This is a genomic window from Plectonema radiosum NIES-515, assembly GCF_025753815.1.
Lineage (GTDB): Bacteria > Cyanobacteriota > Cyanobacteriia > Cyanobacteriales > Nostocaceae > Hassallia > Hassallia radiosum_A.
Genome location: NZ_JAOWRF010000370.1, coordinates 1 through 13504, shown reverse-complemented (window position 1 = coordinate 13504; position 13504 = coordinate 1). Strand labels below are relative to the sequence as shown.

Annotated in this window: 11 protein-coding genes; 10 read left to right on the top strand and 1 reads right to left on the bottom strand. The window is 41.8% G+C overall.

Annotated elements, in window-relative coordinates:
• The first annotated feature begins 57 nt into the window (after positions 1-57).
• From OGM63_RS26170 to OGM63_RS26140, 7 genes are all read left to right on the top strand, one after another.
• Positions 58-993 carry a TatD family hydrolase gene (locus OGM63_RS26170; protein WP_263748635.1) on the top strand — a complete coding sequence of 312 codons (936 nt, stop codon included), beginning with the start codon at positions 58-60 and terminating at the stop codon, positions 991-993.
• 137 nt (positions 994-1130) lie between these two features.
• Positions 1131-2024, top strand: coding sequence for a UbiA-like protein EboC (gene eboC / locus OGM63_RS26165; protein WP_263748634.1), 894 nt, complete (start codon positions 1131-1133; stop codon positions 2022-2024).
• A gap of 174 nt (positions 2025-2198) precedes the next feature.
• Complete coding sequence (locus OGM63_RS26160; RefSeq protein ID WP_263748633.1) at positions 2199-3488, top strand: glycosyltransferase family 4 protein; 1290 nt, start codon at positions 2199-2201, stop codon at positions 3486-3488.
• 72 nt (positions 3489-3560) lie between these two features.
• Positions 3561-3794, top strand: a complete 234-nt coding sequence (locus tag OGM63_RS26155) for a hypothetical protein (RefSeq protein ID WP_263748632.1) — start codon at positions 3561-3563, stop codon at positions 3792-3794.
• A gap of 182 nt (positions 3795-3976) precedes the next feature.
• Positions 3977-5239, top strand: a complete 1263-nt coding sequence (locus tag OGM63_RS26150) for a 3-dehydroquinate synthase (protein WP_263748631.1) — start codon at positions 3977-3979, stop codon at positions 5237-5239.
• A gap of 327 nt (positions 5240-5566) precedes the next feature.
• Positions 5567-6787: a metabolite traffic protein EboE gene (gene eboE / locus OGM63_RS26145; protein WP_263748630.1), complete on the top strand. Its 1221-nt coding sequence runs from the start codon at positions 5567-5569 to the stop codon at positions 6785-6787.
• 163 nt (positions 6788-6950) lie between these two features.
• On the top strand, positions 6951-8351 hold the full coding sequence (locus OGM63_RS26140; RefSeq protein WP_263748629.1) for an alkaline phosphatase family protein: 1401 nt from the start codon (positions 6951-6953) through the stop codon (positions 8349-8351).
• Between the two features lie 156 nt (positions 8352-8507).
• Here OGM63_RS26140 and OGM63_RS26135 read toward each other — a convergent pair whose 3' ends face one another.
• Positions 8508-8675, bottom strand: coding sequence for a type II toxin-antitoxin system Phd/YefM family antitoxin (locus tag OGM63_RS26135; protein WP_263748628.1), 168 nt, complete (start codon positions 8673-8675; stop codon positions 8508-8510).
• 720 nt (positions 8676-9395) lie between these two features.
• Here OGM63_RS26135 and OGM63_RS26130 point away from each other — a divergent pair.
• The 3 genes from OGM63_RS26130 (at position 9396) to trpA (ending at position 13462) form a co-directional block, all read left to right on the top strand.
• Positions 9396-11597 carry an anthranilate synthase gene (locus OGM63_RS26130; RefSeq protein WP_263748627.1) on the top strand — a complete coding sequence of 734 codons (2202 nt, stop codon included), beginning with the start codon at positions 9396-9398 and terminating at the stop codon, positions 11595-11597.
• A 109-nt stretch (positions 11598-11706) separates the two neighbouring features.
• The gene (gene trpC / locus OGM63_RS26125; protein WP_263748626.1) at positions 11707-12531 is read left to right on the top strand and encodes an indole-3-glycerol phosphate synthase TrpC; all 825 of its coding nucleotides are present in this window, start codon (positions 11707-11709) and stop codon (positions 12529-12531) included.
• Positions 12532-12634: 103 nt separating this feature from the next.
• Positions 12635-13462: a tryptophan synthase subunit alpha gene (gene trpA, locus OGM63_RS26120; protein WP_263748625.1), complete on the top strand. Its 828-nt coding sequence runs from the start codon at positions 12635-12637 to the stop codon at positions 13460-13462.
• The last annotated feature ends 42 nt before the right edge of the window (positions 13463-13504 follow it).

Below are 13504 nucleotides of genomic sequence, written 5' to 3'. Positions count from 1 at the left end.
CACTGATTTAAGCACTGATTTAAGCACTGAAGTGCTTACTACGAAGGAAGAAATAATATGATGTTTATTGATCCTCATATTCACATGACTGCCCGCACAACTTATGATTACCTGATGATGCGGGAATCGGGTATTGTGGCTGTAATTGAGCCAGCTTTTTGGTTGGGACAACCCCGGACTAATGTTGGTTCGTTCCAAGATTATTTTAGCAGCTTGGTGGGATGGGAGCGCTTTCGAGCGGCTCAGTTCGGTATCCGCCATTATTGCACGATTGGTTTGAATTCTAAAGAAGCTAATAATGAAGCTTTGGCAGAGCAAGTGATGGAATTGTTACCTTTGTTTGCTTGCAAAGAGGGTGTAGTCGCTATTGGTGAAATTGGCTACGACGATATGACGCCTGCCGAAGATAAATACTTCCGTCTACAGTTAGAGTTGGCAAAAGAACTTGACATGGTAGTGTTAATTCACACACCCCATCGGAATAAAAAAGCAGGCACCAGTCGTAGTATGGATGTCTGCATTGAACATGGGTTAGATCCATCGAAGGTGATTGTGGATCATAACAATGAAGAGACGGTTGAAGAAGTTTTGGATCGGGGCTTTTGGGCAGGTTTCACAATTTATCCGAATACCAAAATGGGCAATGCTCGCATGGTGGAGATTGTACGCCAATATGGAAGCGAAAGCGAAGCGGGACGTGACAACGTTCGTCGCATCATTGTAGACAGCAGCGCTGACTGGGGAATTAGCGATCCGCTAGCTGTTCCTAAAACTGCTCAACTGATGATAGACAGAGGAATAAGAGAATCTGATGTCAAAGCAGTCTGTTATGAAAACGCACTCGCAGCTTACAGCCAAAGCGGTCAAATGCACTCTGCTGATTGGCTGTCTCCCTCAGCTATCGACCAACGGCAGTTATTTAACGGTAACTCCGTTCTGCGCGGACAACAACCGCTTGTCGAGTCTATGCGTGAATATGCATTGATTGAGTAAGAGTTAGGAGTTAGGAGTTAGGAGTTAGGAGTTAGGAGTTAGGAGTTAGGAGTTATTTTTCCACCTCCCCCACACCACGGTTCCCCCTCTGCTCCACCTCCCCCACACCATGCTTCCCCCACTCTCCCACCTCCCCCATGAACACCGCTACTTTCAGTCGAAATTCTCTCTGGGCATATCTTCAATTGTTGCGCCCTGCTAATATTGTTACTGCTTGGGCAGATGTTTTAGCCGGCTTTGCAGCTTCTCTTTACGTTGGTGAGTTGACACCATTGGCGTGGTTGCTGCTGGCTACTACGGGTTTGTACGGTGGCGGAATTGTATTTAATGATGTATTCGATGCCAAACTAGATGCTGAAGAGCGACCGGAACGACCGATTCCTAGTGGTAGAGCATCGGTTTGGGGTGCAACTATCTTGGGAAGTATATTTTTGAGCGTTGGTGTCATCGCAGCTTTGCAAGTTTCTACCAAGAGTGCGACTGTGGCTGGGATCGTTGCTTGTATGGCTTTACTTTATGACGCTGTGGGGAAGCATCATCCTGTTTTGGGTCCGATTAACATGGGTGTTTGTCGGGGTGGGAACTTATTGTTAGGTGTGAGTGTGGCACCGGCGATGGTCGGAGAATATTGGTATTTGGCTTTGATTGCGATCGCTTACATCGCTGGTATCACCACCCTCAGTCGAGATGAAGTCAAAGTCGGCAAAAGTACTACTAGAGTGGTAGCATTATCACTGATTGTTATAGTCATTTCCGGACTTTTGGCACTAGGGCTATTAAAGAATTATAAAGTTTTGACTGCATTGCCATTTATTATACTTTTTGCTACGCGGGTGTTACTGCCTTTTATCAAAGCCGTGCGCCAACCAACCCCAGAACAAATAAGAATTGCAGTCAAAGCCGGGGTGTTGTCATTAATAGTATTAGATGCTACATTAGCAGCGGGGTTCGCTAGTTGGAGTTACGGATTATTGGTTTTAAGTTTGTTGCCAATTTCAATGGCGATCGCACGAATCTTTGCAGTAACTTAAAGCATAAAGCTGCCAATAATAACTATAAATAAGAATAATACAGGGTTGAGACTTATATGGTGACTGCCAGAAATTAACTGCTACATACCTCCCACGGGTGATTTATCAAACAAAAAAAGTAAAAATATACTTTCTTCTTACCCTAGTCCAAGTGCCTTTATTTTCAAGACAGATATGCACATTCTGATTTATTCCTACAACTATCATCCGGAGCCAATTGGGATTGCTCCTTTAATGACTGAACTGGCAGAAGGACTAGTGAAGCGGGGTCATTCGGTTCGGGTAATCACAGGTATGCCCAACTATCCTCAGCGGCAGATTTACGATGGTTATCGGGGTAAATGGTATGTGACAGAAGAAAAAAATGGCGTTACTATCCAACGTAGCTATCTGCGAATAAAGTCTAAACCCAACCTTGTAGATCGGCTGCTGCTAGAGTTAAGCTTTGTCTTTACAAGCATCCCCCAAGCCTTGAATGGGTGGCGACCCGATGTAATTCTTTTGACAGTCCCGCCGCTGATGGTGTCCTTGCCGGCAGCTTTGCTGGGTTGTTTGTATGACTGCCCAGTAGTGTTGAATGTACAAGATATTTTACCAGAAGCTGCTGTACGTGTTGGGCTGATTAGAAACAAATGGATGATCCGAGCCTTGGAAACCCTAGAGAAATTTGCTTACCGCACAGCACACAGCATCAGTGTTATTGCTGACGGTTTTGTGGAAAATTTAATAAAAAAGGGAGTTTCACCTAGTAAAATTAGGTGTATTCCTAATTGGGTAGATGTAAATTTTATCCGTCCTTTACCAAAAGAAAATAACGCTTGGAAAAAAGCCAATAAACTAGATGATAAATTTGTAGTTCTTTACTCAGGCAACATTGCGCTGACACAAGGTTTAGAAACAGTAGTACAAGCAGCAGTTCGCTTGCGTCACATACCAGAAATTGTTTTTGCGATCGCGGGTGAATCTCAAGCTTTAGAAAGATTGGAGAAATATTGCCAAACTTGTGAGGCAGATAATGTAGTACTGCTGCCCTTACAGCCAAGAGAACAACTACCCGAAATGTTAGCAGGAGCCGATATCGGTTTGATTGTGCAAAAGAGCAATGTAATTTCCTTTAACATGCCTTCCAAAATACCACTATTATTAGCAAGTAGTAGAGCGATTATTGGTTCAGTTCCTGCTAGCGGTACCGCAGCCAAAGCAATCCGTAAAAGTGGTGGTGGTATAGTAGTGAAACCAGAATCACCTGAAGCACTGGCAGCAGCGGTAATGGATTTATATACCAATCCTGTGAAAACAGAAATGCTAGGTAAGAAAGGAAGAGAATTTGCCGTAGAGCGCTATTCTTTTGAGCAAGCACTCGATGAGTATGAGCAATTATTTGCAGATGCGATCGCCAACCCAGCATTAGATTTAGATATTTTGCCCAAATTCACTTCTAGCGAATCACCTATTGATATTTGATATCGCGTAACATCCGCAAAAATTAGGAAGCATATCAATTATAAATAAAAAAGTTTATTTAATGAAGTTGAAATGGCGACTGCTCGCGGTTGTAACTTCGGTATATTTGGATTATTTATGATTCCAGACAAGCTGAAACAAACCGATGAAAATGTCATCGACCTATTACGCGATCGCCTATCGCTGCAACTAACATCAGAATTGCCTTTACGAGAAGCACAACTTGCTTATACAGCAATTGTAAGTTTTTTCTCACGCAGAGGCGCAGAGGCGCAGAGAAAGACGTTCAAATCAAGACTCGTATAAGAAGCCTAACTCTCTTTTTTTCCTTTCTCTGCCACTCTGAGCGTCTGCGGTTCGTTAGTATTAGCACCAGAAAACATTAAAACCGATATTGTAGAAGCAATTTACATAGACGGTTCTCGCTCAAGAGAAGTATTTGTTCAAGCTTGAAATCGCGGAACACTTTTAGAAACATCACCAAAAACATGGTAGCGAGTATCCCAGAAAAAACTACATTAAATTTGCAACCGATTCAACAACATGTTTCGGTTAGCTTCGACTATAGCGTTCACTTTACCGATGAAGTTTTTAACTTAAAAAACCCGATGCTGGCTCAATTAATTGCCAGCGATGGTGAGCAAAAACCAAAGAAAATAGTAGTAGTAGTAGATGCAGGTTTATTAGAATTTCGGCGTAGCTTGCTCAGGCAAATAGCACTGTATACCAAATATCATGCTGATATCTTAACCCTCGCAGGCGAACCGATAAAAGTTCCCGGTGGAGAAGCTGCTAAAAACAATCCCAACTTAGTCAAGCAAATTCACAAATTGATTGATTCATCGGGGATATGTCGGCATTCTTACCTGATAGCAATTGGCGGTGGTGCGGTGTTAGACTTAGCAGGATTTGCCGCTGCAACTGCTCATAGGGGAGTTAGACTTATCCGTATTCCTACGACAGTCTTGGGACAAAATGATTCTGGTGTAGGAGTGAAAAACGGAATAAATGCCTTTGGAAAAAAGAACTTTCTGGGCACATTCGCTCCGCCATACGCAGTAGTTAATGATTTATCATTTTTGAGTACATTAAGCGATCGCGATTGGCGTTCTGGCATTGCTGAAGCTGTGAAAGTCGCCCTAATTAAGGATGCTGACTTCTTTGAATTCATCCGCACCAATAGCGAAGCACTACGTCGCCGAGACATGGACGCGATGCAACCGTTGATTTACAGATGCGCTCAGTTACATTTAGAACATATAGCCACGAGTGGCGATCCCTTTGAAATGGGTTCATCTCGTCCGTTAGATTTCGGACATTGGGCAGCGCACAAACTAGAACAACTGACAAATTATAACTTGCGTCATGGAGAAGCGGTTGCGATCGGTATTGCCTTAGATACAACTTACTCCTATTTGTTAGGAAATATTTCCCGGTTAGAATGGCAGTGCATTCTAAATACACTGATTACATTGGGCTTTGTATTATACGTTCCCGAACTAACAGAAAAACTCTCACAACCAGAACACTCCCGCAGTTTATTTCGCGGTTTGCAAGAGTTTCGCGAACATTTGGGTGGAGAATTAACCTTAACCCTGCTACAACGAATTGGTCAAGGAATTGAAGTTCACCAAGCAGATTTATCTTTGTACAAACGAGCTATCTCCCTATTGCAAGAGGTTGTAGAAGATAGACACACAAAAAGCATTTCCACCTTCCTCACTTCATCTGTATCCGAAAGCTTAACTTAACCCGTAGTAACGACTTCAGTCGTTTCCAAAAACGTGAAATTTAACTTCAACCGAGTTGCCTTCATGACTTACACCTCACCCCCTACCCCTCTCCTTAATAAGGAGAGGGGAGATAAAGCACAGCTTTGTCGGGGTGAGGTTATAATGCAATACGGTTCAGTTAAGCCTAAAATCCGAGTGTAGAGACGCGAAATTTCGCGTCTCTACAGGTCAAAAATCAGTACCAAAAATCCTTAACTGAACCGTATTGGGTTATAATGTCCAACTTCGTATTAACCCGTAGTAACGACTTCAGTCGTTTCCGGAAGCGTGAAACACTCACACAACATGAAAATACAAAACAACATTCACTTAACCTATTGCACCAACATTCACCCCGGTGAAGAATGGAGCAAAGTATTTAGTAACTTACAGCAATATATTCCAGAACTAAAAGCAAAAATAGCACCAAGAAAACCCTTTGGTATTGGCTTGCGTTTAGCAGCAATAGCAGCCAAAGAACTATTACAAGGAGACACCTTAACAGAGTTTAAATCATGGTTAGTCGAACATAATTTATACGTCTTTACCTTGAATGGCTTTCCTTATGGTGGATTTCATCAGCAAGTAGTAAAAGACCAAGTTTATGCACCAGATTGGTCTAAACAAGAACGGTTAGACTACACATTACAACTAACCAATATTCTCGCCCAATTGTTACCTGCCGAAATGGAAGGTAGTATTTCTACACTACCGTTATCTTACAAACCTTGGTTTAAAGGAAATCAAAATTCCCAAACATCCGTCATCAACACCGCTACTTTGCACATAGCAGAAGTGGTAGCGGAAATGGTACGCATCCACGCTAATACTGGAAAGTTGCTGCACTTAAATTTAGAACCAGAACCAGATGGATTAATTGAAAATGCTGCCGAGGTAATTGATTATTTCCAAAAGCATTTATTACCTATTGGTGGTGCTTATTTAGGACAACAATTGGAGATACCTCAAAAAGCAGCCGAAGCGCTTTTATTAGAGCACGTGCGTGTATGTTACGATACTTGCCATTTTGCGATCGCCTTTGAAAATCCAGTTTCAGTTTTCAAGCAATTTCAAGCTGTAGGAATTCAAATTGGCAAAATTCAGATTAGTGCAGCCTTACAAGTAGATGTGCCAAAAGATGCCGAACAACGCCGCAAAATCAAAGAAAAGTTACTGCTTTTTGCAGAATCTACGTATTTACATCAAGTAGTTACCAGCAACTCTAATCAATATTCGGACTTAGAAGCCGCTTTACCAGATTTGGAAAATACCACCGCATCTCAATGGCGAATTCACTTTCATGTGCCAATTTTTATCCGCGATTATCAACTATTGCAATCTACCCAAGACGATATTACCACTATTTTGGAACTGGTACAAAATCATCAGGTTTGTAATCATTTAGAAATTGAAACTTATACATGGGATGTATTACCTGGGGAGATGAAACTAGATTTATCAGCATCGATTCAACGTGAGTATGAGTGGGTTTTAAATAAGATGCTGGCTGGAGCGTTGTTAGGTTAAAAATAATATCATGTTCGCGTTTATTAACAAAAATGCCGCAACCGTCGTAGAGACGTTCCGCCGGAACGTCTCTACAATGTATAATTTGCGGGGCATGATATTCAGATATTTTTTGATGTTTATTTTAAGGATTTTAAGCACTGAAGTGCTTACTACATAATATATGCAAAAAACAGTTGTTATTAATGTGGTGGGATTGACACCCAGCTTATTATGTCAGCATACGCCCTTTTTATCGCGTTGGGCGGCTAGTGGGAAAATCGCGTCGGTAGAATCGATGTTACCTGCTGTCACTTGTTCAGCACAGGCTACTTATCTTACAGGGAAATTACCCAACGAACACGGAATTGTTGGGAATGGTTGGTATTTTCGTGATGAGTGTGAAATTAAGTTCTGGCGACAGTCTAACAAATTAATTCAGGCTCCGAAAGTCTGGGATATGGCAAAAGCGCTCTTTCCTGACTTTACCTGCGCGAATTTGTTTTGGTGGTACAATATGTACTCGTCAGTAGATTACGCAGTTACTCCTCGACCGATGTATCCTGCTGATGGTAGGAAAATTCCGGATATTTACACTCAACCGGCAGAATTGCGATCGCAACTTCAAACAGATTTAGGACAGTTCCCCTTATTCAATTTCTGGGGTCCCAACACATCGATCAAGTCTACTCAGTGGATTGCTAATTCTGCAAAGTGGTCAGAAGAACACTCTAACCCAACGCTGACACTGATTTATTTACCGCATCTCGATTACTGCTTACAAAAATTTGGAACTGACATCAACAAAATAGCGAAAGATTTACAAGAAATTGATGCAGTTTGTGCCGATTTGATTTCGTTTTATGAAAATTGCGGCGCTCAAGTCATCGTTTTGTCAGAATATGGAATTACTGATGTATCTCAACCCATCCACCTAAATCGGATGCTGCGAGAAAAAGGCTTGCTAGCAGTGCGGGAAGAATTAGGACGAGAATTATTAGATCCAGGTGCTAGTAAAGCATTTGCGGTTGCAGATCATCAAATTGCTCATGTTTACGTTAACGATCGCTTTTATATTCCCAAAGTGCGATCGCTTTTAGAAGAAACACCAGGAGTAGCTCAGGTTTTAGATGATAGCCAAAAGTCAGCTTACCATTTAGATCATTCCAGATCCGGAGAATTGGTAGCGATCGCCAATTCAGATGCATGGTTTACTTACTATTATTGGCTTGATAGCGATCGCGCTCCCGATTTTGCCAGAACCGTAGACATCCATCGCAAACCCGGTTACGACCCCGTAGAATTGTTTGTTGACCCGCAAATCAAGCTTCCCAAACTGAAAATCGCGGCAAAATTGCTGAAAAAACAACTTGGGTTTCGCTATTTAATGGATGTCATTCCCTTAGATGCTTCATTGGTAAAAGGTTCTCACGGTTGTATTCCACCTTCCATAGCAGAAAGTCCATTATTTATTACCAAACAAAATCACCTGCTTTCTTCATCAATACAAGCGATCGATGTTTGTCAGTTAATCCTCAGTCATTTAACTGTAGATACACCTTCGTCCCCCGCTACAATCATTTAATATCATGACAGGCTTATTACATTTATTGTAGAGACGTTCCACCGGAACGTCTCTATTCTACGACGTTTGCGGCGTTTTTATTAAAATTAATCAGGGGAGACATGATATAAAACATCCTCCGGTAAGGGTTCGTTAAAATCGGGGGCAATGACCACCTTACCACAGTCTAAGGAGTGGAATTCGGGGTAATGGTCGCTGATTTAGGGGTACGATGCGGGCAACGGGAGTACCAGCTTGGGAAAGAATAACTTCTTCTCCTGCCAAAACTCGACCAAGCAATTCTGCAAAGTCAGTCAAGTTGGCAGGAAGTTCTACATTATACATTGATAGTCACTTTCAATTATTGCAACTATTAACGACCATAGCAGCCACAGCTATCGTCGTTACACTAATACCATTTTACAAGTTCCTAACGAAATAAATTCAGAAAGACTCTGCGTTCCTCCGCGCTTACTCTGTGCCCCTCTGCGTTTAAAAACGCTATCAATTCACAAATTATCGTTAACATGGTAAATAAAGCATTTTGTCAAGCATTTAGGTACATTTTCCCTACCCCTCTTGCCAATTATTACCTAGCTCAACTTATTAGACAACCTATTTGAAAATTAAGCATTGTCCACAACCCTTGATTAGACGTAGCACAGAATCGTCTCTACATTCTTTTCCGGAGATGTCTATTAGACATCTCCGGAAATTAATTATGCGTTAACCAGAAAATAATGTAGAGACGCGAAATTTCGCGTCTCTACATTATTTTCTGGAGATGTCTACTGTATAACCAGAGGAAGAGGTAAAATATTTTAAATTACTCATCAATAATTCTCTTAATAAATTAATAGAAAAAGCAAAATAATTGATACTTATAGCAATAAATCCTTCATATATTCAATTGCGTAACATTGGTACGATTTATTAAGAAGAAATAACAAAACTTCATTAATTGCAACAAACTCGGCGACAAGTTAGATTACATTTTCATCGATTAGTCATTTGTCCCAACTTCCCAGAGACAAATGACTAATAAATATTATAGAGGAATTGCTCATGATTGTTGATTCACACAATTATACAACACTTGGGGGTGTGCGTGTCTCGCGCTCCATGACAGAAGTCAACATAGACACAGCACTTGAAGATATTTTATTTTATCTAAATTCTCAACGTGGAGGCTTGCTGACTAGCAGCTACGAATATCCAGGAAGATATAAAAGATGGGCGATTGGATTTGTCAATCCCCCCTTAGAATTAACTACAAGAGAGAATAGTTTTACGATCAAAGCATTAAGCGATCGCGGCAAAATTCTCTTGCCATTACTGCTAGAGCGTTTATCGCAATCACAACAACTTCAAGAAGTAATTTCAAATCAAGATAATATTACCGGAACTGTCAAGAAAACACAAGAATTATTTGCCGAAGAAGAACGCAGTAAACAACCTTCAGCATTTACAGTTGTCCGAGAAATTCTACATACCTTCTCAAGTAAAGAAGACCAGCATTTAGGACTTTATGGTGCATTTGGTTACGACTTAGTTTTTCAATTTGAGCCAATTCCCCAGCGCTTAGAACGTCCTGAAGACCAGCGGGATTTAGTATTATATTTGCCCGATGAATTAGTCGTAGTTGACTACTATCTACAACGCGCATTTCGTCTTCAATATGAATTTGAAACAGCGCATGGAAATACTAATAATCTTCCTCGCACAGGTGAATCCATAGATTATCGCGGCAAACGTCTTCAACCAGAATTAAGTGCTGACCATAAAAGAGGCGATTATGCCAAACAAGTTGAAGTAGCACTCGATTACTTCCGTCGAGGCGATTTATTTGAAGTAGTTCCCAGTCAAAACTTTTTTGAATCTTGCGAACAATCACCCAGCAAACTATTTGAAACCTTAAAAAAAATCAATCCCAGTCCCTACGGATTTGTCTTTAATTTGGGTGAAGAATATCTCATCGGTGCATCCCCAGAAATGTTTGTCCGCGTTGAAGGTAGGCGCGTAGAAACCTGTCCAATTAGTGGTACTATTACGCGGGGACAAAATGCCATTGACGATGCAGGTCAAATTCTTTTGTTACTCAACTCACACAAAGATGAGTCTGAGTTAACAATGTGTACCGACGTAGATCGCAACGACAAATCGCGAATTTGTGAACCAGGTTCCGTCAGAGTAATTGGGCGTCGGCAAATTGAATTGTACAGCCATTTAATTCATACAGTCGATCACGTTGAAGGCACATTACGAGAAGAATTTGACGCCTTAGATGCATTTCTTTCCCATACATGGGCAGTTACAGTTACAGGGGCACCCAAACGCGCTGCCATGCAATTTCTCGAACAGCATGAACGTAGCGCTCGACGTTGGTATGGTGGTGCAGTTGGCTATCTCAGCTTTAATGGTGATTTGAATACTGGTTTGATTTTGCGAACAATTCGCTTAAAAGATTCAATTGCCGAAGTGCGAGTTGGTGCAACAGTTCTTTACGATTCCATACCACAAGCCGAAGAACAAGAGACAATCACCAAAGGTGCTGTTTTATTTGAAACAATTCGCCAAGCCAAAGAAACAGACGAGAAAATGGAGGAATGCACATCTACAAAATTGAGCAAATGCATTCCCGATGTGGAACCCGGTAAGCACATCTTATTAATTGACCACGAAGACTCATTTGTTCACACACTAGCAAACTACATCCGGCAAACCGGCGCAAGCGTCACCACACTCCGTCATGGCTTTGATGAATCGCTTTTTGATACAATACGTCCTAACTTAGTTGTTTTCTCTCCTGGTCCTGGTAGACCAAGTAAATTTAGAGTGCCGGAGATGGTCGCCGCTTGTGTCCGCCGCCAAATTCCCATTTTTGGAGTTTGTCTGGGGCTGCAAGGCATTGTAGAAGCTTTTGGTGGAGAATTGGGAGTTCTCAACTATCCCCAACATGGTAAATCCTCGCGGGTTTTCGTCACCGATACAGATTCTGTCATGTTCAAAGACTTACCGGAATCCTTTGTCGTGGGTAGATATCATTCATTATTTGCTCTACCGCAACAAATGCCAGCAGAATTGAAAGTGACAGCGATTTCCGAAGACAATGTAATTATGGGAATTGAACATCAAACACTTGCGATCGCTGCCGTTCAGTTTCACCCAGAGTCAATCATGACTTTGACCGGCGAAATCGGTTTAGCCATCATCAAAAACGTCGTCCGTAAATACACGCAAACGAAAGAATCAGTAGTTATTAGTTAGTGGATGGTGCTTGGTTGTTGGTTGTTAGTTGTTGGTTGAAAAAGCCCTAACTCCTAACTCCTAACTCCTAACTCTTAACCACTAACCACTATCCACTATCCACTAAATCATGACGAACCAAGCCCCTCCCCGTCACATTCTCGAAGAAATTGTCAGCCACAAAAAGCAAGAAGTTGCTCAAATGCAGCAAGAAATGCCTTTGACGACTGTGCAAAATCAGTTAAATGATGCACCAATAGTGCGAAATTTCCTCAGTGCTTTACAGCAAAGTCCTTACAAACCTAGCTTGATTGCCGAGGTAAAAAAAGCATCACCGAGTCGTGGTATTATTCGAGCAGACTTTGACCCGATCGCGATCGCCAAATCTTACGAACGCGGTGGTGCTGCTTGTATATCTGTCCTCACAGACGAAAAGTTCTTTCAAGGCAGTTTTGACAATCTGCGTCGCATCCGTCCACAGGTAGAATTACCACTACTCTGCAAAGAATTCATCATTGACCCCTACCAAATTTATACAGCAAGAGCGGCGGGCGCAGATGCTGTATTATTAATTGCAGCTATCCTCAGTGATGAAGAACTCCAAGACTTTTTGCGACTAATTCACCAATTGGAAATGACTGCGCTGGTAGAAGTTCACACCGAAGCCGAATTAAATCGCGTACTCAAGCTGGACGGTACACGCTTGGTAGGAATTAACAACCGCAATTTAGAAAATTTTACGGTTGATTTAGCTACTACACAGCAACTTTTAGCCCAACGGCAACAAGAATTGCTTTCCTTGGATATTACCGTCGTCAGCGAATCAGGATTATTTACACCCGCTGATTTATCCTTAGTGGCTGAAGCTGGTGTACGTGCAGTTTTGGTGGGAGAATGTTTAGTTAAACAAAGCGATGTAGAACAAGCTACACGTAATTTGTTTGCGAAGGAATAAGTTAGTTGTTAGTTGATAGTTGATAGTTGGTAGTTGATAATTGATAATTGATAGTTGGAGCGTTGTTTTCCCCATTTCCCATTCCCCATTCCCCATTCCCCGTATGACTTCTATTTCTCATCACTTTCAAACTTTAAGAAATCGCCAACAGTGTGCTTTAATTCCCTTTATTACAGCTGGCGATCCTAACTTAGAAACTACCGCCGAAGCTTTACGCATCTTAGATCGTAATGGTGCAGACTTTATAGAATTGGGCGTTCCTTACTCCGATCCTCTCGCAGATGGTCCGGTAATTCAGGCAGCAGCAACTCGTGCTTTGCAACGAGGAACAAAATTAGAGCAAGTGCTAGAAATGTTGCAATCACTGAGTCCCAGCTTGAGAGCGCCAGTAATTTTATTTACTTATTACAATCCGATTTTATACCGGGGTATTAAGTCATTTTTAGCGCAAATTGCGAATGCTGGGGTGCGCGGTTTGGTGGTGCCAGATTTACCTTTAGAAGAAGCAGAAGAATTAATTCAAACTGCTGCTAGTTTTGGAATTGAGGTAATATTGCTTGTAGCGCCTACCAGCTCTCAAGATAGAATTGTGGCGATCGCTCGTCAATCTCAAGGATTTATCTACCTCGTCAGTGTAACAGGCGTTACAGGTATCCGCTCTCAAATCCAACTCCGCGTCAAGGATTTGATTACAGAATTGCGAAGCGTCACCGATAAACCAATTGGTGTTGGCTTTGGTATTTCTGCCCCAGAACAAGCACATCAAGTCATGGAATGGGGTGCAGATGCCGTAATTGTCGGTAGTGCCTTTGTCAAAAGATTAGCAACGGGTAGTCCCAGCGAAGGACTCCAAGCTGTAGAAAAACTTTGTCAAGAATTGAAAGCAGCAATTACCCCCACCGCATCTTTACAAAAAGTAGGTTCAGTTTAAATTATACCAGCTTCCCCACTCCCCACTCCCCATTCCCCACTC